The following is a 25,697-nucleotide window of genomic DNA, read 5'->3' on the forward strand; positions in this document are numbered from 1 at the left end:
CTCATCCTCTTGATCTTGCGCAAAACGGTGCGCGCCATGGCGGGCCAGCATTCGGGCGGCATCGGTCGTTGAAGGGCGGCACAAGACGCTGCGTGCCCAGCAATCGACACTCAGGCGGGAATGCAATGACCGAAGGATCCGTCGCCAGGCAGCCCGACCTATCGACCTGCGACGACGAGCCGATCCATATCCCCGGTGCTATCCAGCCGCATGGATTGCTGCTCGCCCTCGCCGCCGACATGACGGTCGTCGCCGGCAGCGACAACCTTCCCGAACTCACCGGACTGGCAATCGGCGACCTGATCGGCCGTTCAGCGGCCGATGTCTTCGATTCCGAAACCCACAACCGTTTGACGATTGCCTTGGCCGAGCCGGGAGCAGCCGTGGGAGCGCCGATCGCGGTCGGATTCTCGGTGCGAAAAGGCGGTGACTTCGTCGGCTCCTGGCACCGCCACGATCAGCTCGTCTTCCTTGAACTTGAGCCTCCGCAGCTGGACGTCGCAGAGCCGCAGGCATTCTTTCGCCGTACCAACAGCGCCATCCGCCGCCTGCAGGCCGCCGAGACGCTGGAAACCGCTTGCGCGGCCGCCGCGCAAGAAGTGCGCGAGATCACCGGCTTCGATCGGGTGATGATCTATCGTTTCGCTCCCGACTTCAGCGGCGAAGTGATCGCGGAGAACCGATGCGCCGAGGTCGAGTCGTATTTCGGCCTGCATTTTCCAGCCTCCGACATCCCGGCGCAGGCGCGCCGGCTCTACACCATCAACCCGGTCCGGATCATTCCCGATATCAATTATCGGCCGGTGCCGGTCTCCCCAAGCCTCAACCCGATCACCGGGCAGCCGATTGATCTCAGCTTTGCGATCCTGCGCAGCGTGTCGCCCGTCCATCTCGAATACATGCGCAATATCGGCATGCACGGCACGATGTCGATCTCGATCTTGCGGGGCGAGCGGCTGTGGGGGCTGATCGCCTGCCATCACCGGAAGCCGAACTACGTCGATCTCGACGGCCGTCAGGCCTGCGAACTGGTCGCCCAGGTGCTGGCCTGGCAGATCGGGGTCATGGAAGAGCAAGCGATCACGCGCCAGACGCTCAAAGGCCAGGCGATCCAGCGCAGCCTGATCAACGACATCGAACAACTGCACGATCATCGAGCGGGACTCGCGCGCAACAGCGAAGCGCTGCTCGAGCTGATGGGAGCATCCGGCCTTTGCCTCCACAGCCGCGAAGGCGTGATCACGATCGGGCAAACCCCGCCCGGGCCGATCATTGATCAACTGGCACAACTGGCCGGCCGGTCCGGCGGCAGCGAACTGTTCCAGACCGACAGACTGTCGACCATCATTCCGGAAGCCGGCGCCTGCGCCGAGGTTGCGAGTGGCGTTCTCGCCGTACCGCTGTCGCGCACACCGCCCCGCCGAGTGATGCTGTGGTTCAGGCCCGAAGTGGCGCAGACGGTGTATTGGGCGGGCAATCCCGACAAGTCGGTGACAGCCGAATCCGGGCGCCTGCGGCCGCGCACCTCGTTCGCCGCTTGGACCGAGCAGACCCACGGCCGGGCAATCGCATGGCAGCCGCACGAAGTTGCCGCCGCCGTCGAAATCCGCGACCTGATCATCGACGTCATTCTGCGCAACACCGAAAAGCTGGAACGCATCAACACCCAGCTCGCCCGCAGCAACGAAGAGCTGGAATCGTTCGCCCACGTGGCCTCGCACGACATCAAGGAGCCGCTTCGCCATATCGAGGCATTCGCCGGTCTGCTCGCCGACAACATCCACGAAATGGGGGATGAGCGCCTCGGCGTCATGGTCAGTGGCATCGAGAAATCGTCGCGGCGGCTGCGCAATCTGATCAACGATCTGGCGGAATTTTCGCAGCTCGGCCGGCGATCGAAGCCGCTATCCTGGGTGTCGCTCGAAACGGTCCTCAACGAAGTGTTGGCCGACCTGCAGCCGCGGATCGCGGAAGCACGCGCCGAGATCCAGGCCGACCGGCTGCCGTTTGCGCGCTGCGACCATAACCAGATCCGTCAGGTGTTGCAGAATCTGATCGCGAACTCGCTCAAATATCGCGATCCGGCGCGGCCGTGCCGAATTCACGTCTATGCAGAACCGGACGACAATGGCGGGCGTCCCGAGATCGGAGTGGAGCCGGCCATCCGGATCTGCGTCACCGACAACGGCATCGGCTTCGACAAGAAATATATCGATCAGGTGTTCGAACCGTTCCAGCGGCTGCACGGTCCAGACGACTACGAGGGCAGCGGCATCGGCCTCGCGATCTGTCGTAAGATCGTTCAGCGTCATGGCGGACGTGTCGGTGTCGACACCATTGCGGGGAAAGGTTCGACCTTCTGGTTCACGCTGCCGGTTGCGGGCGATCATGGGCAGGATGAACGATGAGCTCTTCATCAAATCCGGGCCCGCCCGGTGCAGCAGTGACAGATCCGAGCGGGCGGCTCGCGCTTGACCTTACCGAGTGCGACCGCGAACCGATTCATATTCCCGGCGCGATCCAACCCCACGGCTATCTGTTCGCGTTAGTCGATGCCGATCTGCGGATTGTATCCGTCAGTGCCAACGCGGAGGATCTGCTCGGGCAGTCGCCTGCTGCGCTGCTCGACGTGTCGATCGCCAACCACATCACCGCTGCCAGCTTCGCGCGGCTGACGCACGTTCTCTACGGCGGCGATACGGCGGCCATGAACCCGATCCGGGTGGACGTCGCGACGTCTGAAGGAGAACGCGCGTTCAACGGCATTCTGCACCGGCACGAATCCCTGGTCATTCTCGAACTCGAGCCACGCGACGAGTCGCGCTACACGAACGAGTTCTTCCGCAGTGTGCGCGTTGCGATCCGTCGTCTGCAGACCGCGGCCGATTTGCCGGCCGCCTGCCGGATTGCAGCCAGCGAAGTCCGCCGCATCACCGGATTCGACCGGATCAAGGTGTACCGGTTCGCGGCCGACTGGAGCGGTCAGGTGATCGCCGAAGACCGTGACACCGGAATTCCGTCGCTGATGGACTTTCACTTTCCGTCGTCCGACATCCCCGCGCAATCGCGCGCGCTGTACACGATCAATCCCGTCCGCATCATTCCGAACATCGGGTATCGCCCCTCGCCGCTGGTGCCTGACGTCAACCCGCAGGTCGGCGGCCCGATCGATCTCAGCTTCTCGGTGCTGCGCAGCGTATCCCCGACCCATCTCGAGTACATGGTCAACATGGGCATGCACGCCGCGATGTCGATCTCGATCGTGCGCGACGGCCGGCTCTGGGGCATGATCTCCTGCCACAATCTGACGCCGCGCTTCGTCTCCTACGAAGTCCGTCAGGCCTGCGAACTGATCGCCCAGGTGCTGACTTGGCAGATCGGCGTGCTCGAGGAAGCCGAAATCGTCCGCCACAGCGTGCGGATGCGCGCCATCCAGAACAGGCTGCTGCACGAGCTCGGCGACGAGCAAGGCCTCACCGCCGGCCTCAGCCGCGTCAGCGACGAAATGCTCACCTTGATGGGCGCATCCGGATTTGCGCTGAGCAGCTTCGACGGTGTCACCGCCTTCGGACGAACCCCATCCGCCGACGAGATCCAGGCTCTGGCGTCATGGCTGTCGCACCGCGAGTCGCGCGGCATCTTTCAAACCCAGCAGCTCTCGGCGAGCTTTCCCGAGGCCGAGGTGTATTCCGACATCGCCAGCGGCCTGCTCGCCGTCCCCCTGGGGCGGGCCTCGACGACCCTGATGCTGTGGTTCCGGCCGGAAGTGGCGCAGACCGTGACCTGGGGTGGCGATCCGCACAAGCCGGTACAGATCGGCCCGCGGGGCAAGCGCCTACAGACCCGCGCGTCGTTCGAGGCTTGGCGCGAGGAAGTCCGCGACCGATCGCGCCCTTGGCGTAGCCATGAAATCGTCGCGGCGGAAGAGATCCGCGACCTCGTGGTCGATGTCATTCTCGGCCGCGCCGAGGAACTGGAGAATGCCAACCGCGAACTATCCCGCAGTAACGACGAGCTGGAATCGTTCGCCTATGTCGCAGCCCACGACCTCAAGGAGCCGCTGCGCCACATCGAAGCATTCGCTGGCCTGTTGAGCGATCTATTGCTCCCCGAAGCGCGGAGCCGCCTCAGCGTAATGGTGAATGGGATCGAGGCGTCGTCGCGCCGATTGCGCGCGCTGATCAACGATCTGGCCGAATACTCCAGGATTGGCCGGCAGGCCCGGCCGCTGCAACCGGTCGACCTCAACCAGATTTTGGCCGAGGTGCTGTCCGATCTGAAGCCGATGCTGCAGGATGCACGTGCCGAAGTCGTCTCGGATCCGCTTCCCACGGTGCTATGCGACGGCAGCCAGATCCGGCAATTGCTGCAGAACCTGATCAGCAATGCGGTGAAGTATCGCGATGCCGAGCGGCTGCCGCGCGTGACCATCGCAGCGACGGTCGATAGCCCGCCGCCGGCGCCTGCCGGCGCGAACATACGGAGAGCGCGCATCACGATCGCCGATAACGGAATTGGTTTCGATGAGCAATACCGCGAGCAGATCTTCGAGCCGTTTCAGCGCCTCCACGGTCCGGACGAATATCAAGGCACCGGGATAGGACTGGCGATCTGCCGCAAGATCGTCCATCGGCACGGCGGCACGATTTCGGCAAAGAGCCACGTCGGACAGGGATCGGTGTTCACCTTCACGCTCCCGTTGCGCGAGCAGGACACGACGGAGAGCTGAAATGACCCGCGAGCGCACACTTCCGACGGTGCTGGTGGCGGAAGACCACGACTACGACAAGCTGATCCTGACCGAAGTCTTCGCGCGGGCCTCGATTGCCGCCGATCTCCGGTTCGTCAGCGATGGCGAGCAGACGCTGGATTACATCTATGGCCGCAACCGGTTCGCCGGCCGCGCGGACGCACCCACCCCTGCGCTCGTGCTGCTCGACCTCAACATGCCGCGGCTCGATGGCCGGAAAGTCGTGCGGCTGTTGCGGCAGGACGAGACGGTGCGGCATCTGGTGGTGATTGCACTGTCGACGTCGGAAAGTGCCAAGCACATCACCGAAGCCTATTCGATCGGCTTCAACGCCTATCTGGTCAAGCCGGCCAATATCGCCGACTACGTCGAGGCGATCCGCTCGCTCTGGCATTTCTGGATGAACACGGCCTCGCTTCCGACCACGGAGGCTTATCGGCCGTGAGCGCGATCGCGTCCCGAATCCTGCTCGTCGACGATGCGGAGATCGAATACCTGACGATGCAGCGGATGCTGCAGAAGATCCCCGGGTTTCGCGCAACGCTCGACTGGGTATCGCGGTTCGACGAGGCGGCGGCCGCGATCGATCGCAAAGAGCACGATCTCTATCTCGTCGACTTTCGCCTCGGTCCGCGCAGCGGGCTCGATCTGATCCGCGACGCGCGCGATCGCGGCAACATCAAGCCGATCATCGTGCTGACCGGCCACGGCGACCCGATGGTCGATCAGGCGGCGACCGAGGTCGGCGCCAATGATTACCTGGTCAAGGGTGAGTTCGATGCCATCGTGCTCGAACGGGCGATGCGCTACGCGACCCGCCAGGCAAGGACGCTGGCGACCCTCGACCGCCGACTGGTGGAATGCCGCACCACGGCGCGGAAGCTGGTCGTGCAGAGCGAACGCCGCGCCGCGGCCGAAGCCGACGTGCTCAAGGTGCTGCGGCAGACCATGGTCGACCAGGAAACCGAGCGAAAACGCATCGCGCGGGAACTGCACGACAATCTCGGGCAGATGGTCACCCTGGTTCAATTCGGCCTGGATGCGCTCGCGCGCGGCACGCCCACGGCCGCCAGCCTCGCGGAAAAGGTCGCGTCGCTGAAGCACATCGTCAACGATCTCAGCACCAGCCTGCACCGGGTGGCATGGGAAGTACGGCCGACCGCGCTCGACACGCTCGGGCTCGAAGACGCCGTGTCCCAACTGGTCGCAAGCTGGGAGCCGCATTGCAGCCTGGTGTTCGATCTGCATCTCGGTCTCGGCGAACGACGGCTACCGGCCGATATCGAAAGCGCGCTGTACAGGATTGTGCAGGAAGGCATCACCAATGTGGTCCGCCACGCCCATGCGACCCGGGTCGGCGTGATCCTCGAATTCCGCGGCAGCGACGTGATCTGCATCATCGAGGACGACGGCTGCGGCATCCCTCCTGAACAGGCCGACGAGCATTCGTCCCGCCGACTCGGACTTGTCGGCATGCGGGAGCGACTTGCCTTGGTCGACGGCACCGTCGAACTGGAAACCGAAACCGGACACGGCACCGCGCTGTTTGTTCGCGTACCGCTCGGCGCGCCGAGCTGATCGGATTGCCTCAGCCGCCCATCCGCATGATCTGCTCCATCGGCATCATGTTGTGATTGAGGTGGCCCATGATCCAGATCGAGCCGCCAACCACCAGAAGCACGATCAGGCTGCCGAAGGCGAGCGCCAGCACGTTGTTGGTGTTATCGGGACCGGTGGTGATGTGCAGGAAGAAGACAAGCTGCACGCCCATCTGGGCGATCGCCAGCACCGCGATCGCTACCGGGATGCTCGGCTGCCACACCAGATCCGTGCCGGCGATGAAGAACGACGTCGCGGTGAGCAGAACCGACAGGCCGAGGCCGATACCATAGCCGAGCAGTCGCGGGCCGATGCGGACTTCCTCTTCATCGCCGGGCGCCACGTCATAGAGCTCGCCGCCGTGCCCGCTTCGCTGCTCGCTCATGTGCCGCTCCCCAACAGATAGACCATCGAAAAGATCGCCACCCAGATGATGTCGAGCGCGTGCCAGAACAGCGCGAAGCACAACAGCCGCCGGCAGATGTCGGCCCGGAAGCCCTTGGCGAACACCTGAGCCATCATCGTCAGCAGCCACAGCACGCCCGCGGTGACGTGCAGGCCGTGGCAGCCGACCAGCGTGAAGAATGCCGACAGAAACGCGCTGCGGGTCGGGCCGGCCCCCTGCTCCACCAAGTCGGCAAACTCGCGCAACTCCAGTCCGAGAAACGCGGCGCCGAGCATACCGGTCGCCGCCATCGCGACCTGAAACCAGCGCTGGCTGCCGACCGCAGCGGCGAGGCTCGCCATGCCGCAGGTGAAGCTCGACAGCAGCAGGCAAGCCGTCTCGATCGCGACGTTGCGGAGATCGAACAGCTGCGCACCGGCAGGCCCGCCGGCGGTGGCGCCCGACAGCACCGCGTAGCTCGCAAAGAAGCACGAGAACATCACGATGTCGGACAATAGGAAGATCCAGAAGCCGTAGCCGGCCACGATCCGCTTCGAGGCCGGCCCGGCGTGGCTGGCGCCAACCGACTGCAGCCCGCCCAGATGGTGCGGGTCTGCCTGACCATGCGACAGCGCGACCCCGGTCATGACGCACCCACAGCGCTCAGCGCCGACTTGCGCTCGGCGATATTGGCGCGGTCGATCCGTTCGACCTCGGCGGCGGGAATGACGTATTCGTCGTGGTCACGCCAGGCGAACACCACGAAGGTGGCAAACGCGCCGATGCCCCCGAGCACCACCATCCACCAGATGTGCCACACCATCGCAAAGCCCATCACCGTGGCGAAGAACGCGCAGACGATGCCGGTCGGCGAATTGCGCGGCATCTCGATGTCGCGATAGTCCTGCTTGCGGGTTTCGAGGCCGTGCTCCTGCGCCTTCTGCTTCGCGGCCCAATACGCGTCCTCGCCCGTAACATCAGGGGTGACCGCGAAGTTGAACACCGGCGGCGGTGACGCTGTGGCCCATTCCAGCGAACGGCCATCCCACGGATCACCGGTGCGATCGCGCAACTCGTCGCGGTGGCGGATGCTGACGACGAACTGCACGATCTGCAGCACCACGCCGATGCTGATGATCCCGGTGCCGATCGCCGCCACGATCATCCAAGGATGCCACGCGGCGACGTCGTAGTGCTGCAGCCTGCGCGTCATACCGAGCAGGCCGGCGACATACAGCGGCATGAAGGTGACGTAGAAGCCGATCAGCGTGAACCAGAATGCGGCCTTGCCGAGACCCTCGTGCAGGCGGAAGCCGAACGCCTTGGGAAACCAGTAGGTGTAGCCGGCGAACGCGCCGAACAGCACGCCGCCGATGATGACGTTATGGAAATGCGCCACCAGAAACATGCTGTTGTGGAGCTGGAAGTCGGCCGGCGGCACCGCAACCAGAACGCCGGTGAGGCCTCCGATGATGAACGTCACCATGAAGCCGACCGCCCACAGCATCGGCGTCTCGAACCGGATCCGGCCGCCATACATTGTGAACAGCCAGTTGTAGATCTTCACGCCGGTCGGCACCGCGATGATCATGCTGGCGATGCCGAACACCGCATTGACGGTTGCCCCCGCCCCCATGGTGAAGAAGTGGTGCAGCCACACCATGAACGAGATGATGCAGATCGCCATCGTCGCCAGCACCATCGAGCGATAGCCGAACAGCGGCTTGCCGGAGAACGTCGACACCACTTCGGAGAACACGCCAAAGGCCGGCAGCACCAGGATGTAAACCTCCGGATGCCCCCAGGCCCAGATCAGGTTCATGAACATCATCATGTTGCCGCCGGCCTCGTTGGTGAAGAAGTGGAAGCCGAGGTAGCGGTCGAGCAGCAGCATCGCCAAGGTGGCGGTAAGGATCGGGAACGCTGCGACGATCAGCAAGTTCGAGGCCAGCGTCGTCCAGCAGAACATCGGCATCCGCAAGTAGGTCATGCCGCGGGTCCGCAGCTTGAGCACCGTGGTGACGAGGTTAATCCCGGCCACCAGCGTGCCGATGCCGGAGATTTGCAACGCCCAGGCGTAATAGTCGACGCCGACGCCGGGTGAATAGCTCAGTTCGGAGAGCGGCGGAAACGGCAGCCAACCGGTGCGGGCGAATTCGCCGATCACCAGTGACAGGTTGACCAGCAGCGCTCCGCTCGCGGTCAGCCAGAACCCGACCGAGTTCAAAGTCGGAAACGCCACATCACGGACACCGAGCTGCAGCGGCACCACCAGGTTCATCAGCCCGATCACGAACGGCATGGCGACGAAGAAGATCATAATCGTGCCGTGCGCCGAGAAGATCTGGTTGTAGTGCTCGGGCGGCAAATATCCCGGCGACTGATAGGCGACCGCCTGCTGGGTTCGCATCATGATCGCATCAGTGCCGCCGCGCAGCAGCATCACCATCGCCAGCAGCACGTACATCACGCCGATCCGCTTGTGATCGACGCTGGTGATCCATTCGTGCCAAAGATATGGAAAGTAGCCCTTGATCCCCGCCCACAGCAGCGTGGTAAGGATCGCCGCCATCACGATCGCCGCAGCGATCAGCGGGATTGGCTGATCAATCGGAATGGCCGACCAGTCGAGCTTGCCGAGCATATCGCGTTGGCTCCCCAATTCGCTTCGATGTGGGACGGCGCGCCTTGTTCGGTCGGCCGCGGTCCCGGCTGTGGCGGGATTTGCTGGGTGCTGATCGCGTGAAACAGCAACGGATCAGCTAGCCGATAGGTCGGCGTGCCGCTTTCCGGCGCCTGTTTCATCAGGTCCTTATAGCTGTCAGCGTTGAGCTCGCGGCCGCTCTTGTCGGTTTCGGCGACCCAGTCGGGAAACGCCATGGTCGAGACCACGTGCACCGGAAATGTCATGTCGGGAAAGCCGTCGCCGCTGAAATGCGACGACAACCCGCGCAGATCGCCCTCGGCATCGGCGCGCAGGTTAAGACGCGTCACCATGCCGTTCATGGTGTAGATCATGCTGCCGAGCTGCGGGATGAAGAACGCGTTCATCACGCTCGCCGACGTCAGCTCGAACTGCAGCGACACGCCGACCGGCACGGTCAGCGTGTTGACCGTCGCGATGCGTTGATCCGGGTAGATGAACAGCCACTTCCAGTCCATCGACACCACCTGGATGCGGACCGGGCTGCCGGTGCCTTCGACCGGCGCGGCAGGATCGAGCTGATGCGATCCGATCCAGGTGACGCCGCCGAGCAGGATGATGGTCAGCGTCGGAATCGACCACACCACCAGTTCGATCCGGCCCGAATAGGTGAACTCCGGCCGATGTCTGGCGCGCGGATTGGAAGCGCGGAACCAAAAGGCGAAGGCCAGGATTGCGACGATCGTCGGCACCACGATCGCCAGCATGATCACCACGGAGTCGATCAGGATGGTCGAGTTCCCGTACGCGACCGGACCTTGCGGGTCGAGGATGTTCATGCGCGCGGCGATGCTTCAATGGACGGGATCGTGCCCGCTAACCCGGATCCTCCACGGCAGTTCCTATCCCCGTGCAGTGCCCCCTGCGGAACTGGTCTCCCGCGCTCGGGTTGACCAGCGATGTGCGCCGTTGCGCCAAATGAAATTCGAGGTGAATCGATGTGCCGCTGGCTGGCATACCGCGGAGAAGAAACGTCATTCGACAGCTACGTCACCGAACCGGTCCACTCCCTGATCAATCAGAGCCTCCGCGCCCGGGAATCCGCCGGCAGCACCAACGGCGACGGCTTCGGGCTCGGCTGGTACGGCATTCATCCCGAGCCGGGGCTTTATCGCGAGACCCGGCCGGCGTGGTCGGACGAGAACCTGCGTTATCTCTGCCGGCACCTGCAGTCGCATATGTTCTTCGCCCACGTCCGCGCGGCGACTGGAACGGCGGTGACGCGGCAGAACTGCCACCCGTTCGCGTGCGGACGGTGGATGTTCATGCACAACGGCTTCATCGGCAGCTGGAGCCGATTGCGGCGCAAGGTCGAGGCGATGATCCCGGATCATCTGTATCCGTCGCGGCTCGGCACCACCGATTCCGAAGCGGTGTTTCTGGCAATGATGGGCGAAGGCTTGGAGCATGATCCGATCGGCGCGACGCAGCGCGTGATGCGCGCGCTGAGCGCATTGGTCGACGAAGACGGCCTGCGCGAACGGATGCGGTTTACGTCGGCGCTGGCGAACGGGCACGATCTCTACGCCTTCCGCTTCGCGCACAACGACACCGCCAACACACTGTATTATCGCGATGACGGCCCGCTGGTCGTAGCATCGGAGCCGTTCGACACCGAACAGCATTGGTCCGAAGTCCCTGCTAATCACGTGCTGATTTCACGCCCCTCGCGGCCAGTCGAAATCCGCCCGTTCGCGCTCCCAACGGCGCATCTGCCGCAGGAACCCACGGTTGCCCAGAATGTTGTCGAGCGAGCTTAAAACATCGGCAACGGAGGCCCCGGAGAAAGATGTGTGGAATCTGCGGAGAGATCCGCATGCGTGGCGCGCCCTCGATTTCGTCATTGAAGGCCGTCACTCGCGCGATGCATCGGCGCGGACCTGACGCGGAAGGATTGTTCGCACAAGGCAACATGGCGTTCGGGCATCGCCGCCTCAGCATTCTCGATCTGGCCGCCGCTTCGCAGCAGCCGATGATCGATAGCGAACTCGGCCTCGGCATCGTCTTCAACGGCTGCATCTACAATTTCCGCGAGCTGCGCGAACAGCTGACGCAGCGTGGCTACAGGTTCTTTTCGCAAGGCGACACAGAAGTCATCCTCAAGAGCTATCACGCCTGGGGCGCCGATTGCGTCACCAGATTCAAGGGCATGTTCGCCTTTGCGCTGTGGGAGCGCGACAGTGGCCGTGTGGTGCTGGCGCGCGATCGCCTCGGCATCAAGCCGCTGTACTACATCGATCACCCCGACTATTTCCGCTTCGCGTCCGACCTGCCCGCGCTGCTCGCGGGCGGCGACGTCGATACGTCGCTCGATCCGGTGGGATTGCATCACTTCTTCAGCTTCCATGCCGCCGTGCCGCCGCCGCGCACCATCCTGCGTGGCGTCAAGAAGCTCGAACCCGCCACGATTCTGACCTTGGAGCCCGATGGATCGAGGACCACGCGGCGCTATTGGAATTTCGCGGTCGGCGCTCGGCGCGACGATCGGGCGATGACCGAGCAGGAGTGGACCGAAGCGGTCACCGACGCGATGCTGAACGCGGTCGATCGCCGCCGCGTCGCCGACGTCCCGGTCGGTGTCCTGCTGTCCGGCGGCCTCGACTCGTCGCTGATCGTCGCCCTGCTCGCCAAACTCGGCCATGCCGACGTCAAAACCTTCGCGATCGGCTTCGACAGTATCGGCGAGCACCGCGGAGACGAGTTCTATTATTCCGATCTGGTGGCGAAGCACTTCGCAACCGCCCACGAGCAGATCAGGATCGACGGCCGGGAGGCTCTGCAGCATCTGCCGGACGCGATCCAGGCGATGTCCGAGCCGATGGTCAGCCACGACGCCGTCGCTTTCTATCTGTTGTCCCGAGAGGTCGCCAAGCGGGTCACCGTGGTGCAAAGCGGTCAGGGCGCTGACGAAGTGTTCGGCGGCTATAGCTGGTACCCTTCCCTGCTCACCGCAAATAATGCCTCCGACCAGTATCGCGAAGTGTATTTCGACTGGAAGCACTCCGACCTAGCCAAACTGCTGACGCCGGATCTGGTGTCGGACGACTACAGCTCGGAGTTCGTCGAGAGCTTCTTCGACCGCACCTCGGCGAGTTCGCCGGTCGACAAGGCGCTGCAGATCGACGCCGAAATCATGATGGTCGACGATCCGGTCAAGCGGGTCGACAACATGACCATGGCCCATGGCCTCGAAGCGCGCGTCCCCTTTCTCGACCACGAGGTGGTCGAACTGGCCGCCCGGCTACCCACCTCGCTCAAGCTCGGCGACGGCGGCAAATCCATTCTCAAGAAGGCGGCCCGGGCGCTGCTTCCTGCGGAGGTCATCGACCGGCCGAAGGGCTATTTCCCGGTGCCGGCCCTGCGGCATCTGCGTGGAGAATTCCTCGACTACGTTCGCGACACCCTGTCCTCGTCCGCCGCGCGCAGCCGCGGCCTGTATCGTCCTGAGTTCATCGATCACATGCTCGATCATCCCGAAACAGAAATGAGTCCGAAAGGTCATTCGCGGCTGTGGCAGGCCGCCCTCCTCGAAGCTTGGTTGCAGACCCATGTTTGATCCGAAGATCCTGGACAAGCTCAGGCTCAACCTGAGCGCCAATCAGCAGCATTTGGTGATCCGGTCTGCGATCGGCATCGATGCCAATGCGGCCTATTCGTTCGGCATCGAGGAAGAGTATTTTCTCGCCGACGCAAAGACGTTCGAAGTCGCCATGCAGACGCCGAACATCCTGTTCGAGGCCGCGAGCTGGTCGACCGGTGGTCAGGCGATGCGGGAGATGCTGCAGGCGCAGATCGAAGTGGCCACCAATGTCCACGTCGATCCGAGCGATGCCCGCGAGGAGCTGCGCTTCCTGCGCAATGAAGTGGCGGCAGCGGCGGCGCAACACGGCCTGGTAATCATGGCCAGCGCCACCCACCCGACCGCGTCGTGGCGGTTCTCCAAGCCGAGCCCGAAGCCGCGCTATGCGGAAATGATCGAGGACCTGCGGACCATCGGTCACCGTAACATGCTGTGCGGCATGCACGTTCACGTCCAGATTCCGCCGCCGGTCGAGCGCGTGGCGGTAATGCGGGCGATGATCCCGTATCTGCCGCTGTTCATCGCGCTGGCAACGTCATCGCCATTCTGGAACGCCAAGGAGACCGGCCTGCGCGGCTATCGCCTTGCTGCTTACGACGAATTGCCCCGCACCGGCCTGCCGGAGTTGTTCACCACTCAGGCCGAGTACGACGCCTATGTCGAGGCGTTGGTGCGATCGGGCGTGATGCCGGACGAAAGCTACGTCTGGTGGGCGCTACGGCCGTCGCTGCGTCACCCCACCCTCGAGCTTCGCGCACCGGACGTGTGTACGCGGCTTGAAGACGCGGTGCTGATCGCGTCGCTGTACCGGGCCCTGATCAAGTATCTCTGCGAGCACCCGACTGCAGCCCAAAAGGTCGGCAACGTCGAACGCGCGATCGCGGTCGAAAACAAGTGGCGTGCTCAGCGCTACGGCACCGACTGCATCTTTGCGTCGAAGAATGGTCCGATCGAAATCCGCGAGTTTCTCGACCAGGTGATCGCTCGGGTGCTGCCGCATGCCAAAGACCTCGGCTGCGCCAAAGAGGTCGAAGGATGCCGCGAGATCCTGGAGCGCGGCAGCTCGGCCGATGCCCAGCTCCGGGCCTATCGTGACAGCGGTGGCGATCTCCGCGCCGTCACGCGATGGATCGCGAGCCAGACCCTGGGCGAGGACGCCGCGCCGTTCGCACGCGGACAGGCCGAACAGGTCCAATAAGTCCGCCTCCGCCGTCTGAGCTGATCGGGGCGCATCAGGGATGCGAACCGATCGCCGTTTGCCGACGCGGTTCGGCGTCGTGCGCTGCCGGCGCCAAGGGCGCGGCGTGATCGACCGTCCCCTCGCCATGCTGCGTCAGCGGCCGGTTGCCGGTCAGGGCGCGCAGCAGCACGTAGAACATCGGCGTGAAGAAGATGCCGAATGCCGTGACGCCGATCATGCCGGCGAACACCGCGACACCCATGGCGTGGCGCATCTCGGAGCCGGCCCCGGTCGAGGTCACCAGCGGCACCACGCCCATGATGAAGGCCATTGAGGTCATCAGGATCGGCCGCAGTCGCAAGCGGCTGGCTTCGATCGCCGCCTCGATCGGCTTGCGCCCGGCGAATTCGAGCTCGCGCGCGAATTCGACGATCAGGATGGCGTTCTTGGCCGACAGACCGACAAGAACGATCAATCCGATCTGAGTGAAGACGTTGTTGTCGCCCTTACTGATCCAGACGCCAAACATCGCGGCGAGCAGGCCCATCGGCACGATCATGATGATCGACAGCGGCAGCGTCAGGCTTTCGTACTGCGCGGCCAGCACCAGGAACACCAGCAGCAGCGCCACCGGGAACACGATCAGCGACGAATTGCCGGCGATGATCTCCTGGTAGGTCAGCTCGGTCCACTCATACGAGGTGCCCTTCGGCAGCGTCTCCTTGGCGACCCGCTCAATCGCGGCCTGCGCCTGCCCGGTCGAGAAACCCGGAGCAGCGCCGCCGCTGAGGTCGGCGGTGAGAAAGCCGTTGTAGCGCATCGCCCGCTCCGGCCCGGCGCTTTCCTTGACCCGCAACAACGTCGACAGCGGGATCATTTCGCCGGAGTCCGAACGCACCTTGAGCTGGCCGATATCGTCCGCCCGCGCCCTGAACTTGGCGTCGGCCTGCACCCGCACCGAATAGGTGCGGCCGAATTTGTTGAAGTCGTTGACGTAGAGCGATCCGAGATAGATCTGCATCGTCTCGAAGATCGACGTCACCGGCACGTTGAGCTGCCGGGCCTTGGTGCGATCGACGTCGGCATAAAGCTGCGGCACGTTGATCTGATAGCTGGTGAACAGCCCCGCCAGCTCCTTCTGCGCGCTTGCCTTGGCGACGAACGCCTTGGTCGCCTCGTTGAGCGCCTCGTAGCCGAGCCCCGCGCGATCCTCGATCTGCAGCTTGAATCCGCCGATGGTGCCGAGCCCCGCCACTGGTGGTGGCGGGAACATGGCGATGAACGCATCCTGGATGCCGGCGAACTTCTTGTTCAGCGACAGTGCGATCGCATTGCCGCTCAGCGACTTGTCCTTGCGCTCGGCGAAGTCCTTCAGGCCGATGAAGACGATGCCGGAGTTCGACGAGTTGGTGAAGCCGTTGATCGACAGGCCGGGAAATTGAATCGAGTTCTCGACCCCGGGCTCCTGTTGGGCGATCTCGCCCATCCGGCGGATCACCTCCTCGGTGCGGTCCAGCGTGGCGCCGTCCGGAAGCTGCGCGAAGCCGACCAGATATTGCTTGTCCTGCCCCGGCACGAACCCGCCCGGCACCGCGTGGAACAGATAGAACGTCGCGCCGACCAGCAGCAGATACAGCCCCATGCCCGCTGCACGGCGCGACACCACGCGCCGAACGCCGCCGCCATAGGCTTCCGAACTGCGGGTGAAGAAGCGATTGAAGCGAACGAAGAACCAGCCGAGCGCCTTGTCCATCGCCTTTGTCAGCGCATCCTTCGGCGCGTCATGGCCCTTCAGCAGCAGCGCCGCGAGCGCCGGCGACAGCGTCAGCGAATTGAAGGCGGAGATCACCGTCGAGATCGCCACCGTCAAGGCGAACTGCTTGTAGAACTGCCCGGTGAGACCCGTGATGAACGCGAGCGGCACGAACACCGCGACCAGCACCAGCGCGATCGCAATGATCGGCCCCGTCACCTCACGCATCGCCTGATAGGCTGCCTCCTTCGGGCCGAGGCCGCGTTCGATGTTGCGCTCGACGTTTTCGACCACGACGATGGCGTCGTCGACCACGATGCCGATTGCCAGCACCAGGCCAAACAAGGTCAGCGCGTTGATCGAAAAACCGAACACGTGCATCACCGCGAAGGTCCCGACCACCGACACCGGCACCGCGATTAGCGGGATGATCGACGCGCGCCAGGTCTGCAGGAACAGGATCACCACCAGCACCACCAGCGCGATCGCTTCGAGCAACGTGTGGATCACCGCCTCGATCGAGGCGCGAACGAACTGGGTCGGGTCGTAGACGATGTCGTAGGAGACGCCGTCCGGCATGTTCTCCTTCAGCTCCTTCATCGTCGCACGGACGTTGTCGGAGATCTGGATCGCGTTCGAGCCCGGCGACTGGAAAATCGGCACCGCCACCGCGGACTTGTTGTTGAGCAGCGAACGCAGCGCGTAGTCGGCGGCGCCGAGCTCGATCCGCGCGACATCGCGCAGCCGCACCACCTCGCCGTTGTCGCCGTTCTTGACGATGATCTCGCCGAACTCCTCTTCGGTCTGCAGCCGTCCCTGTGCATTGACCGAGAGCTGCAGATCGAGCCCCGGCTCGCCCGGCGAGCTGCCCACCTGCCCGGCCGCGGCCTGGACGTTCTGCGCGCGGATCTCGCGCACCACGTCGGCCGGCGACAGACCGCGCTCGGCGACCTTCTGCGGATCGAGCCAGACCCGCATCGAATAGTCGCCGGAGCCGAACAACTGCACTTGGCCGACGCCGGGAATCCGCGCCAGACGATCCTTGACGTTGAGCACCGCGTAGTTGCGCAAGTACGTCATGTCGTAGCGGTCGTTCGGCGACATGAGGTGCACGACCATGGTGAGGTCGGGCGCGCTCTTGATGGTGGTGATGCCGAGCGCGCGGACTTCCGCCGGCAGCCGCGGTTCGGCTTGCGAGACGCGGTTCTGCACCAGCTGCTGCGCCTTGTCGGGATCGGTGCCGAGCCGGAAAGTGACGTTGAGCGTCATCTTGCCGTCGGTCGTCGCCTGGCTGCTCATATAGAGCATGTTCTCGACGCCGTTGATCTGCTCCTCGATCGGCGTCGACACAGTCTCGGCGATCACCTTCGGATTGGCGCCGGGATATTGCGCCGACACCACGATCGTCGGCGGCGCCACTTCGGGATATTCAGAGATCGGCAGCACCGGCATCGACAACAGGCCGGCGAGGAAGATCACCGCCGACAGCACGCCGGCGAAGATCGGGCGATCGATGAAGAACTTGGAGAAATTCATGGCTGTGATCCGCCGGTTCGCCCGCGCACGAGCGCAATGATCCCTGCACGGCGGACGGGACGTCTGCCGCGTGATGTCTGACGAGAAGAAGGAAGTTCAGCTCCGCCTTGGCGGCGGAGCCGTAACGGTTAGTTCTGAGCCACCGTCTTGCTCGCGGCTGCGTCCATCGCCACCGTCTCGGGCTTGATGGTGACGCCGGGACGGACCCGCTGCAGGCCGTTGACGACGATGCGCTCGCCGGCCTTCAGCCCGGACGCCACCACGCGGAGGCCATCGACCGACGCCCCGAGCGTCACTTCGCGATATTCGGCGTGGTTCTGGCCATCGACCACCATGACGAACTTCTTGTTCTGGTCGGTGCCGACTGCGCGCTCGCTGACCAACAGCGCCGGCTCGGGCTTCGGCTGCCCCATCGATAGCCGCGCGAACTGTCCGGGCATCAGCCGGCCGTCGGCATTATCGAACATCGCGCGCACCCGCACTGTGCCGGAGCGCGGATCGACCTGGTTGTCGATGAACTGCATCTTGCCCTTCACCGGTGCCCCGCCCGCAATCGTCGTCATCTCGACCGGGATGCGTTCGATGGCGCCCGGCGTTCTCTCATCAGCGAGCGTCTTCAATGCGCGGGTCACGACCTGCTCATCGGCATTGAAGCTGGCATAGATCGGATTGACCGAGACCAGCGTCGTCAATAGCGGCGAGCTCGGGCCGGCGGCGATCAGATTGCCGACCGTGATCTCCACCTTGCCGACCCGGCCGGAGACCGGGGCGCGGATTTCGGTGTAGCTGAGGTTCAGCTCAGCGGTCTTCAGCGCCGCCTCGGCGGATTTGAGGTTTGCCTCCGCCTCGCGATAGGCGTTGAGGCGGTTGTCGACCTCGCGCTGGGTGATGCTGGAACTGGAGAGCTGCTGGCTGCGCTCGACGTCGGCCTTGGTGAAGACGACGCGCGCGCGGGCCGCCGACAATTGCGCCTGGGCCCGATCGACCTCGGCGGCGTAGAGCGACGGGTCGATCCGGACCAGCAGGTCGCCCTTGTTCACCAGAGCGCCTTCCCGGAACTGGATCTCCTGGACGGCGCCGGCGACCCGCGAGCGGATCTCCACGCGTTCGATCGCCTCGAGCCGGCCGGAGAACTCATCCGAGGGGGTCGTGGCCTTGGCCTCGACCAGCGCCACCGAAACCGGCACAGCGGCCGGCGCCGCCGCGGCCGTTTCCGCCTGCGCGGCCCCGGTGCGCTCCATCAGCACCGCGCCGCCCGCGAGAGCTACCGAAGCCGCCACAATCCCGGCACTCAGCGCGACATTTCGACCAATCTTATTTGCCATGATGACTCCCGTTCAACCACAGCGGGCTTGCAAAAAGCCCAGCAACTTCAGTAACTCGTGGGTGCAATGCAGGGCGAGACGCGTTTCGACCATGCTGCGACGCACATATCCGTACCGTCCGGTATAAATGGACTATCGACATCCACTGTCAAGAGACTTATCTACCGGTTGGTAGAAATCTCTGGAGATCCAGCCATGGCCATGGGACGCCCCCGCGAATTCGACGTCGATGCGGCGCTCGACCTGGCTTTGCATGTGTTCTGGCGCAAGGGGTACGAAGGCACCTCGATGGCCGACCTCACCGAGGCGATGGGGATCACCAAGCCGAGCCTGTATGCGGCGTTCGGCAACAAGGAAGATCTGTTCCGGAAAGCCCTCGACCGCTACGTCGACGGCCCTGGCGGCTACTATCAGGCCGGCCTGCAGAAGCCGACCGCGCGCGAAGTGGTCGAACACATTCTGTACGGCGCGGTCGCCGCGATGACGGATCCCAGCAACCCGGGCTGCCTCGCGGTGCAAGGCGCGCTGTGCTGCGGCGAAGCGGCCGAGACGATCAAGCAGGAACTGGCCGCGCGGCGCGCGAAGGGCGAGCAGGACCTGCAAGACCGCCTCGCCCGCGCGATCGCCGACGGTGATCTGCCCGCCACCGCGGATGCCGGCGATTTGGCGCGCTACGTGTCGGCGATCCTGCAGGGCATGGCGGTGCAGGCAGCGAGCGGCGCCTCCTCCGATCAGTTGCGCAAGCTCGCCGACATGGCACTCCGCAACTGGCCGCCCGTGTAACGCCTAGACTGGCCGGGCCGCGTCGAAAGAGTCAGCTCACCGCAAACATTTCGTTAAGGATACGGTCACCCGGTTACCAACATTGCGCGCAGTTGCTATCGCTTATTAGGAACTGTCGACGATGTTGCGACAATGCGCTTTCCGGTGTTGTCCCGTTTTCTGCACCCCGACCCGCGGATTCGCCGCGAGCTGGTCGAATTGCTCTATACCTCGCTGCCCCAAGTGGCCGCGATCGGCGTCACGTCCGTCACCGGAGCCTTGGCACTGACGCTGATCAGCGGCGATCCCGGTTACGCGGTGATCTCGCTGTGCATCTTCATCATGGCCACCGCGCGCGTTGTTTCCCTCCTGCGCTACAAAGCCCGCGCCGCGCAATTCACCGATGCCGATGTCGTGCGCTGGGAGCGCTTGTACGGCGCTGGTGCCACGCTGTTCAGCCTCACGCTCGGCGCACTGTCGTTCCGTGCGCTACAACTCGGCGACGGGCCGGGCGCCTGGGTGTCGTTCGGACTGTCGATGTCGTACTGCGTGGGCATGGTGTCCCGGGCCGCAATCCGGCCGTGGATCATTCTTACTGCCTCCGCCGCACTCCTGACGCCGATCATGATCGCCGGAATGATGCGGCCCGAACTCGCCTACAACATCGGCGCCGGCATGCTGGTGCTGTTCTGGCTGACCCTGCGGGAAGCATCGAAGCATCTCAGCGCCGCATTCACCGAGCGCCTCGAGACCAAGCACCGCCTGGCCCGGCAGGCGACGCACGATTTCCTCACCGATCTGCCGAACCGCGCCGGCTTCCTGCAGGCGCTGTCGGGCATGGCGGGTCACTTCACCGTGGTGGCGATCGATCTCGACGGCTTCAAGCCGATCAACGATCGCCATGGTCACCACACCGGTGACGATCTGCTCCGCCAGGTCGCCGAGCGGCTAACCGCCTGCGTCGGAGCCGACGGCGTTGCCGCGCGGTTCGGTGGCGACGAGTTCATGCTGCTGAAGCCGGTCGCGAGCGCCGAACAGGGCCGCGACGAAGCGCTGGCTTTGGCGCGCAAGGCGGTGTTCGACCTGTCGATGCCGTATCTGCTGGTGGACCTGCCGGTGTGCATCGGTGCCAGCGCCGGCATCGCCGTCAGTCATGCGACGCTGGCTGGAATCACCACCGCGCAACTGCTCGAACGCGTCGACCGAGCGCTGTATGTGGCGAAGCGCGCCGGCGGCGGTTGCGCCTGGGCGGATGGTGAAGTCGAGCAATCCTGCTGCCCGCGCAGCGCGCCGTTTTCGATGGACCCTGCGGCGGCCTGATCGTCGATACGTTCCAGCATCGACGTTTACGGTAACTACTCACCAGCCCCTCTGAGAAGCTTCGTTTGCGCCAATTCAATGCGCGCCCTGTCGTCGCCGTGACATAACTCCGGCGTCAGATCGTGCCGTGCATTGAGGTCGGAGTGAGTGGCGATGAAGCAGCGAATTCTCGGTAGCAGCGGAATCAGCGTCGGTGAGATCGGCCTCGGTTGCATGGGGATGTCGCCGGAGTTTTACGGCTCCTCTGACGACGCCTCATCGCTGCGCACGCTGGAGCATGCCTACGAACGCGGCGTCACGCTGTACGACACCGCCGACATGTACGGCCGCGGTCACAATGAGCAACTGCTCTCGTCGTTTTTACGTGCACACCCGGACGTGCGCATCGCCAGCAAGTTCGGCATCGTGCGTCAGGACAATGTGCTCGAGCGCACGATCGATAATTCGCCGGAGTACATCGTCCGGGCCTGCGACGCCTCGTTGAAGCGGCTCGGCGTCGAGGCGATCGATCTGTACTACGTGCACCGGATCGACACCAACCGGCCGATCGAGGAAACCATCGGCACGATGGCGCGGCTGGTCGAGGCCGGCAAAGTCCGCGCGCTCGGCATTTCGGAGTGTTCGGCCGCAACGCTACGCCGGGCGCACGCCGTGCATCCGATCGCAGCGGTGCAGAGCGAGTACAGCCTGTGGACCCGCGATCCGGAAGCCGAGGTGCTGCCGGCGTGCAGCGAACTCGGCATTGCCTTCGTGGCTTACTCGCCGCTCGGCCGCGGCATGCTGACGGGCGCGATCAACGGCGCCGACGGTTTCGAAGCGAACGACTACCGCCGCCGCTCGCCGCGGTTCGTCGGCGACAATCTCGATGCCAATCTGAAGCTCGTGGAAAAGGTCCGGCAACTCGCGGCCGCTAAACGCTGCACGCCGGCGCAGCTTGCGATCGCTTGGCTGCTGCACCAGGGCGATCGGATCATTCCGATCCCCGGTACGCGGCGGATCGCGACGCTGGATGAGAACCTCGGTGCGTCCGAGGTGTCGCTGAGCGCGGAGGATCTCGCGACCATCCGCAACGCGCTGCCGCCCGGAGCCGCCGTCGGTGCGCGCTATCCGGACAGTGCGCTGGCCGGGCTCAACGGCTGAGGCCGACCAGCTAAGTGAGATTAGGTCTTCGGAGCGGCGGCCGGCGCCTTGTCGAAGAAGCCGTTGTAGCAGGCAAGCCGCTCGTCCTCTTCCTTGAGCAGGCGACAATCCGCCGCAGTCTTGGCCGGCTTCGCTTTGGCGCCCGCCTTGGTCGCCTTCGGCTTCGGCGGATACACCGCATCGAAGCAATCCAGCCGCTCCTTGGTGGCGTCCTCGATCTCGAGGCACGCCTTCGTCTGATCGGCAATCGACGGCTTGGCGGCCGCCGTGTGCTTGGCCGCCTTGTGGCCCTTCGGCTTGATCTGCACCAGCGGCTGATCGCCGACCATCGGCGTCCCGTTGGTAGCGGCCGACGCAGTGCCTTGAGCCGGTGCGTTGCTCTGCGCCAGCGCCGCGCTCGACACGAGCAGCGCGGCAAGTACCATGATCGTTCTCATCGAAATCCCCGTCCCTTGCCCCGTACCACACGCGGCTGGCCGCCGCCCGCGGCGATGATCCTCAAACCGGAGCCGTCGGGTGCCGTCAAGCACGCCGGCTGCCGCAGCCCTGGTCCTTCCACCACTCAGCACGGCGTTGCGATTGCGGCAGGTTTTGGGCAAGCCCACCCGGCTCCACATCTGCCGCGACTGGCCAGATGAGCGCCAAGGCGCTACAGCAGCACCGATGAAACGGATGCTGATCGTCCTTGCCGTCCTGATCCCGGCCTCAGCCGGTGCGGAACCGCACAAATCGGCGGCGCCTGCGGCGCGCGCGGAAACGAACAGCGCGCCGACGCGTCCACTCGCGTCCGGGCGAAATCCATGCGCGGCGTTCGGCCCGGGCTTCGTCCAGGTCGAAGGCGGGACCACCTGCGTCAAGCTCGGCGGCAGCATCAGCGTCGGGGCCGGCGCCCGCCGCTAACCTCGGAGCCTTCCGTACTGGAACCCACCGGCTAATACCGGATTATGGGTCTCATGACGTTTTTGCGACAAGTTCCCACCCAGACCGCGGCGGCCCCGCATCCGGCTGTCCGCTTCGCTCCGCTCGCCGGGCTGACGCTGCTGCTGGCAGCGCCGGGCCTCGCCATCCAGTTCGGGCTGCTGCCGTTCGAGTACCGGATGGGCGCCCTGATCGTGGTGTCGGCGCTGTGCATTGGGCTGTGCCTATGGGCGGGCTTCTCTTTCACCGAACTCGGCTTCGGTCGTCCGCACCAATGGCGGCATTGGCTTGGCGCACTAGCGGTCACCAGCCTGGTCTCGGCGGTGATGCTGCTGCAGACCCGGTTGTTCAGTTTCGACGCGCAGCCGCCGGCCTGGCTCAGCTTTGCACCGTTCTACGTGCTGGTATCAAGTCCGTGCCAGGAGGTGGTGTGCCGCTCGATTCCGAAGCTGATCACCGACCGGATGGAGCACGGCGGCTGGGCCTATGTGCTGTATTCGGCGGCGCTGTTCTCGCTGATCCACCTCTGCTACGGCGATCCGGCCCTACTACTCAACACCTTCCTGCTCGGCGTGGTGTGGGGATTCGTGTACTGGCGCACGCTCAACATCTGGCCGCTGATCGCCTCGCACGCCGCCGTCGGCACCCTCGCCTTTGCGCTCGGGCTTGCCTGATCGCCGCCCTCAGATCTCGAGCTGGGTCCCAAGCTCGACCACACGGTCGGTCGGAATCTTGAAGAAGGTCGTCGCCCGCGTCGCGTTCAGCGTCATGAACGTGAACAGCCGCTCGCGCCACAGCGCCATACCGGGATTGAGGCTCGGCACGTAGGTTTCCCGGCTGAGGAAGAACGAGGTCGACATCATGTTGAACTCGTGCCCGAACTGTTTGCACAGCGAAAGCGCGGCCGGAACGTCCGGCGTCTGCATGAAGCCGTAGCGGATGATCAGGCGATGGAAGCCGTCGCCGATATCGGTCATATGCACGCGCTCGCTATCCGGCACGTAGGGCGTTTCGGCCGTGCTCACCGTCGTCAGGATGACCCGCTGATGGACGGTCTGATTGTGCTTCAGATTATGCAGCAACGCCGGTGGCACGCCATCGGTCGCGGCGGTCAGAAACACCGCCGTGCCCCGGGCGCGCGACACGTTTGGCCCAAGCGCGCGCAGCACCACGTCCAGCGGCACCGCCTGCTTCTTGAGTTGCTTGCGCACCAGCGCCCGCCCACGCCGCCAGGTCGTCAGCACCGTGAACGAGATGAAGCCGATGAACAGCGGAAACCAGCCGCCCTGCGCGACCTTGATGATGTTGGCGGCGAAGAACGCAAAGTCGAGCAGCAGCAGCGTGCCGATCACCACCGCGACCACGGCCGGGTGCCACCGCCACAGCAGAGCGGCGACGAACGACACCAGGATGGTGTCGATCATCATCGTGCCGGTCACGGCGATGCCGTAGGCCGCCGCCAGATTGCTCGATGACTGGAAGCCCACCACCAGCGCCATCACGGCGAGGTAGAGCGTCCAGTTGGTGAACGGAACGTAGATCTGACCGGCCTCTTCGCCCGAGGTGTGAACGATCGTCATCCGCGGCAGCAGGCCGAGCTGGATCGCCTGCCGCGCCACCGAGTAGGCGCCGGAGATCACCGCCTGCGACGCGATCACGGTCGCCAGCGTCGCCAGTCCGACCATCGGCACCACCATCCATTCCGGCCCGAGCCGGAAGAACGGGTTCTGGATCGCCGACGGATCGTGGATCAGCAGAGCCCCCTGGCCAAAATAGTTCAGCAGCAGCGCCGGCAGCACCAGGCCGAACCAGGCCAGACGGATCGGAAAGCGGCCGAAGTGTCCCATGTCGGTGTACAGCGCCTCACCGCCGGTGACGGCCAGCACCACAGAGCCGAGCGCGTAGAAGCTCATCAGCGGATGACGGAACACGAATTCGATCGCGAAGGTGGGGCTGATCGCTTCGAGCACTTCGGGCGCATGCACGATGTTGGCGATGCCAAGCAAGGCCAGCGTCAGGAACCACATGCACATGACCGGGCCGAACAGCCGCCCGACCAATCCGGTGCCGCGCGACTGGATGGCAAACAGCAGAGTTAGCACCACGGCCGTGATCGGCACCACATAGGCCTTCAGGTCCGGCGTGACCACTTCGAGGCCTTCCACGGCGCTGAGCACTGAGATCGCCGGCGTGATCATGCTGTCGCCGTAGAATAACGCGGCAGCGATCACCCCGAGCATCATCAAGGGATAGTGCACGCGGCGTCCGCGCGTCAGTTCGGTCACCAGCGCCAAAAGCGCCAGACTGCCACCCTCGCCGTGGTTGTCGGCGCGCATGATGACGATGACGTACTTCACCGTCACCAGCAGCATCACGGTCCAGAACACCAGCGAGAGAACGCCGAAGATGTTGTCCGGCGTCACCGGAATCGGGTGGTGGCCGGCGAAGGTTTCCTTCAGGGCGTAGAGCGGGCTGGTGCCGATGTCGCCGAACACGACTCCGATGGCACTGACCAGGAGACCGATGCCCTTCTTCTGCTGGCTCATTGCCTATCCTCGGGCCGCCTGGGCGGATGCAATAGACGCGGGGCACAGCACCTGCCGCGCGGGCGCCGCAGCCGGACCATGAGCCGGCGCGCTGCGCCGATGTCCCCGGGGCAGCACTCGAAATCGGTCCCGCGTCTGTTGCATGAACGCTACGCCCCTTGATTGACCTGGATCAGGGGCGCGCGGCGCCGACGCTCCA

20 protein-coding genes are annotated in these 25,697 nt (G+C 64.5%); 12 read left to right on the forward strand and 8 right to left on the reverse strand.

Annotated features, from left to right (window positions below; translation table 11 throughout):
- The first annotated feature begins 125 nt into the window (after positions 1 to 125).
- The 4 genes from VRZ08_RS02495 to VRZ08_RS02510 are packed head-to-tail and all read left to right on the forward strand — an operon-like array spanning position 126 to position 6,328.
- Positions 126 to 2,408: an ATP-binding protein gene (locus VRZ08_RS02495; protein ID WP_414531470.1), complete on the forward strand. Its 2,283-nt coding sequence runs from the start codon at positions 126 to 128 to the stop codon at positions 2,406 to 2,408.
- The gene (locus VRZ08_RS02500) at positions 2,405 to 4,729 is read left to right on the forward strand and encodes an ATP-binding protein (RefSeq protein ID WP_414531471.1); all 2,325 of its coding nucleotides are present in this window, start codon (positions 2,405 to 2,407) and stop codon (positions 4,727 to 4,729) included. The genes VRZ08_RS02495 and VRZ08_RS02500 overlap by 4 nt, the downstream gene beginning before the upstream one ends.
- Position 4,730: 1 nt before the next feature.
- Positions 4,731 to 5,195 carry a response regulator gene (locus VRZ08_RS02505; protein WP_107344893.1) on the forward strand — a complete coding sequence of 155 codons (465 nt, stop codon included), beginning with the start codon at positions 4,731 to 4,733 and terminating at the stop codon, positions 5,193 to 5,195.
- Positions 5,192 to 6,328 carry an ATP-binding protein gene (locus VRZ08_RS02510; RefSeq protein WP_264073722.1) on the forward strand — a complete coding sequence of 379 codons (1,137 nt, stop codon included), beginning with the start codon at positions 5,192 to 5,194 and terminating at the stop codon, positions 6,326 to 6,328. Before VRZ08_RS02505 ends, VRZ08_RS02510 begins: the two co-directional genes overlap by 4 nt.
- A 10-nt stretch (positions 6,329 to 6,338) precedes the next feature.
- Here the strand turns inward: VRZ08_RS02510 and cyoD are convergent, their stop codons facing one another.
- The 4 genes from cyoD to VRZ08_RS02530 are packed head-to-tail and all read right to left on the reverse strand — an operon-like array spanning position 6,339 to position 10,217.
- Positions 6,339 to 6,734: a cytochrome o ubiquinol oxidase subunit IV gene (cyoD, locus tag VRZ08_RS02515; protein WP_414531472.1), complete on the reverse strand. Its 396-nt coding sequence runs from the start codon at positions 6,732 to 6,734 to the stop codon at positions 6,339 to 6,341.
- Positions 6,731 to 7,381 carry a cytochrome (ubi)quinol oxidase subunit III gene (locus tag VRZ08_RS02520; protein ID WP_414531473.1) on the reverse strand — a complete coding sequence of 217 codons (651 nt, stop codon included), beginning with the start codon at positions 7,379 to 7,381 and terminating at the stop codon, positions 6,731 to 6,733. Before VRZ08_RS02520 ends, cyoD begins: the two co-directional genes overlap by 4 nt.
- On the reverse strand, positions 7,378 to 9,378 hold the full coding sequence (cyoB, locus tag VRZ08_RS02525) for a cytochrome o ubiquinol oxidase subunit I (RefSeq protein WP_414531474.1): 2,001 nt from the start codon (positions 9,376 to 9,378) through the stop codon (positions 7,378 to 7,380). Before cyoB ends, VRZ08_RS02520 begins: the two co-directional genes overlap by 4 nt.
- Positions 9,324 to 10,217 (reverse strand): cytochrome ubiquinol oxidase subunit II, encoded by an 894-nt coding sequence (locus VRZ08_RS02530; protein WP_414531475.1) that lies wholly within the window; start codon positions 10,215 to 10,217, stop codon positions 9,324 to 9,326. Before VRZ08_RS02530 ends, cyoB begins: the two co-directional genes overlap by 55 nt.
- 159 nt (positions 10,218 to 10,376) lie before the next feature.
- Between VRZ08_RS02530 and VRZ08_RS02535 the strand changes: the two genes are divergently transcribed.
- Genes VRZ08_RS02535 through VRZ08_RS02545 form a run of 3 tightly spaced genes read left to right on the forward strand, consistent with a single transcriptional unit; the run spans position 10,377 to position 14,216 of the window.
- Complete coding sequence (locus VRZ08_RS02535; RefSeq protein WP_414531476.1) at positions 10,377 to 11,198, forward strand: class II glutamine amidotransferase; 822 nt, start codon at positions 10,377 to 10,379, stop codon at positions 11,196 to 11,198.
- A gap of 29 nt (positions 11,199 to 11,227) precedes the next feature.
- The gene (locus tag VRZ08_RS02540) at positions 11,228 to 12,994 is read left to right on the forward strand and encodes an N-acetylglutaminylglutamine amidotransferase (protein ID WP_414531477.1); all 1,767 of its coding nucleotides are present in this window, start codon (positions 11,228 to 11,230) and stop codon (positions 12,992 to 12,994) included.
- Positions 12,987 to 14,216: a carboxylate-amine ligase gene (locus tag VRZ08_RS02545; protein WP_414531478.1), complete on the forward strand. Its 1,230-nt coding sequence runs from the start codon at positions 12,987 to 12,989 to the stop codon at positions 14,214 to 14,216. Before VRZ08_RS02540 ends, VRZ08_RS02545 begins: the two co-directional genes overlap by 8 nt.
- A 34-nt stretch (positions 14,217 to 14,250) precedes the next feature.
- Here the strand turns inward: VRZ08_RS02545 and VRZ08_RS02550 are convergent, their stop codons facing one another.
- Together VRZ08_RS02550 and VRZ08_RS02555 are read right to left on the reverse strand one after the other, a co-directional pair.
- Positions 14,251 to 17,487, reverse strand: coding sequence for an efflux RND transporter permease subunit (locus tag VRZ08_RS02550; protein ID WP_414531479.1), 3,237 nt, complete (start codon positions 17,485 to 17,487; stop codon positions 14,251 to 14,253).
- Between the two features lie 128 nt (positions 17,488 to 17,615).
- On the reverse strand, positions 17,616 to 18,812 hold the full coding sequence (locus tag VRZ08_RS02555; protein WP_107355983.1) for an efflux RND transporter periplasmic adaptor subunit: 1,197 nt from the start codon (positions 18,810 to 18,812) through the stop codon (positions 17,616 to 17,618).
- Between the two features lie 195 nt (positions 18,813 to 19,007).
- Here VRZ08_RS02555 and VRZ08_RS02560 point away from each other — a divergent pair, with 195 nt between their 5' ends.
- The 3 genes from VRZ08_RS02560 (at position 19,008) to VRZ08_RS02570 (ending at position 22,034) form a co-directional block, all read left to right on the forward strand.
- A complete protein-coding gene (locus VRZ08_RS02560; protein ID WP_414531480.1) occupies positions 19,008 to 19,595 on the forward strand; it encodes a TetR/AcrR family transcriptional regulator in 588 nt (195 codons plus the stop codon).
- A 132-nt stretch (positions 19,596 to 19,727) separates the two neighbouring features.
- On the forward strand, positions 19,728 to 20,894 hold the full coding sequence (locus VRZ08_RS02565) for a diguanylate cyclase domain-containing protein (RefSeq protein ID WP_414531481.1): 1,167 nt from the start codon (positions 19,728 to 19,730) through the stop codon (positions 20,892 to 20,894).
- Positions 20,895 to 21,047: 153 nt separating this feature from the next.
- On the forward strand, positions 21,048 to 22,034 hold the full coding sequence (locus VRZ08_RS02570) for an aldo/keto reductase (protein ID WP_414531482.1): 987 nt from the start codon (positions 21,048 to 21,050) through the stop codon (positions 22,032 to 22,034).
- A 20-nt stretch (positions 22,035 to 22,054) separates the two neighbouring features.
- Here VRZ08_RS02570 and VRZ08_RS02575 read toward each other — a convergent pair whose 3' ends face one another.
- Positions 22,055 to 22,471, reverse strand: a complete 417-nt coding sequence (locus VRZ08_RS02575) for a hypothetical protein (RefSeq protein ID WP_414531483.1) — start codon at positions 22,469 to 22,471, stop codon at positions 22,055 to 22,057.
- A gap of 226 nt (positions 22,472 to 22,697) precedes the next feature.
- Here VRZ08_RS02575 and VRZ08_RS02580 point away from each other — a divergent pair, with 226 nt between their 5' ends.
- Positions 22,698 to 22,934 (forward strand): hypothetical protein, encoded by a 237-nt coding sequence (locus VRZ08_RS02580; protein ID WP_414531484.1) that lies wholly within the window; start codon positions 22,698 to 22,700, stop codon positions 22,932 to 22,934.
- A gap of 44 nt (positions 22,935 to 22,978) precedes the next feature.
- Complete coding sequence (locus VRZ08_RS02585) at positions 22,979 to 23,626, forward strand: lysostaphin resistance A-like protein (RefSeq protein WP_414531485.1); 648 nt, start codon at positions 22,979 to 22,981, stop codon at positions 23,624 to 23,626.
- Between the two features lie 9 nt (positions 23,627 to 23,635).
- Here VRZ08_RS02585 and VRZ08_RS02590 read toward each other — a convergent pair whose 3' ends face one another.
- Entirely contained in the window at positions 23,636 to 25,498 is a 1,863-nt protein-coding gene (locus tag VRZ08_RS02590) for a potassium transporter Kup (RefSeq protein ID WP_107355990.1), read from the reverse strand.
- Between the last annotated feature and the right edge of the window lie 199 nt (positions 25,499 to 25,697).

The organism is Rhodopseudomonas sp. G2_2311 (assembly GCF_047501505.1).
Taxonomy (GTDB): domain Bacteria; phylum Pseudomonadota; class Alphaproteobacteria; order Rhizobiales; family Xanthobacteraceae; genus Rhodopseudomonas; species Rhodopseudomonas palustris_H.

Coding starts and splice junctions, on each gene's coding strand:
- VRZ08_RS02575 (WP_414531483.1), bottom strand. CDS start 22,471: ATGAGAACGATCATGGTACTTGCCGCGCTGCTCGTGTCGAGCGCGGCG.
- VRZ08_RS02505 (WP_107344893.1), top strand. CDS start 4,731: ATGACCCGCGAGCGCACACTTCCGACGGTGCTGGTGGCGGAAGACCAC.
- VRZ08_RS02530 (WP_414531475.1), bottom strand. CDS start 10,217: ATGAACATCCTCGACCCGCAAGGTCCGGTCGCGTACGGGAACTCGACC.
- VRZ08_RS02545 (WP_414531478.1), top strand. CDS start 12,987: ATGTTTGATCCGAAGATCCTGGACAAGCTCAGGCTCAACCTGAGCGCC.
- cyoD (WP_414531472.1), bottom strand. CDS start 6,734: ATGAGCGAGCAGCGAAGCGGGCACGGCGGCGAGCTCTATGACGTGGCG.
- VRZ08_RS02540 (WP_414531477.1), top strand. CDS start 11,228: ATGTGTGGAATCTGCGGAGAGATCCGCATGCGTGGCGCGCCCTCGATT.
- VRZ08_RS02535 (WP_414531476.1), top strand. CDS start 10,377: ATGTGCCGCTGGCTGGCATACCGCGGAGAAGAAACGTCATTCGACAGC.
- VRZ08_RS02585 (WP_414531485.1), top strand. CDS start 22,979: ATGGGTCTCATGACGTTTTTGCGACAAGTTCCCACCCAGACCGCGGCG.
- VRZ08_RS02580 (WP_414531484.1), top strand. CDS start 22,698: ATGAAACGGATGCTGATCGTCCTTGCCGTCCTGATCCCGGCCTCAGCC.
- VRZ08_RS02555 (WP_107355983.1), bottom strand. CDS start 18,812: ATGGCAAATAAGATTGGTCGAAATGTCGCGCTGAGTGCCGGGATTGTG.
- VRZ08_RS02520 (WP_414531473.1), bottom strand. CDS start 7,381: ATGACCGGGGTCGCGCTGTCGCATGGTCAGGCAGACCCGCACCATCTG.
- VRZ08_RS02565 (WP_414531481.1), top strand. CDS start 19,728: ATGCGCTTTCCGGTGTTGTCCCGTTTTCTGCACCCCGACCCGCGGATT.
- VRZ08_RS02570 (WP_414531482.1), top strand. CDS start 21,048: ATGAAGCAGCGAATTCTCGGTAGCAGCGGAATCAGCGTCGGTGAGATC.
- VRZ08_RS02495 (WP_414531470.1), top strand. CDS start 126: ATGACCGAAGGATCCGTCGCCAGGCAGCCCGACCTATCGACCTGCGAC.
- VRZ08_RS02550 (WP_414531479.1), bottom strand. CDS start 17,487: ATGAATTTCTCCAAGTTCTTCATCGATCGCCCGATCTTCGCCGGCGTG.
- cyoB (WP_414531474.1), bottom strand. CDS start 9,378: ATGCTCGGCAAGCTCGACTGGTCGGCCATTCCGATTGATCAGCCAATC.
- VRZ08_RS02560 (WP_414531480.1), top strand. CDS start 19,008: ATGGCCATGGGACGCCCCCGCGAATTCGACGTCGATGCGGCGCTCGAC.
- VRZ08_RS02590 (WP_107355990.1), bottom strand. CDS start 25,498: ATGAGCCAGCAGAAGAAGGGCATCGGTCTCCTGGTCAGTGCCATCGGA.
- VRZ08_RS02500 (WP_414531471.1), top strand. CDS start 2,405: ATGAGCTCTTCATCAAATCCGGGCCCGCCCGGTGCAGCAGTGACAGAT.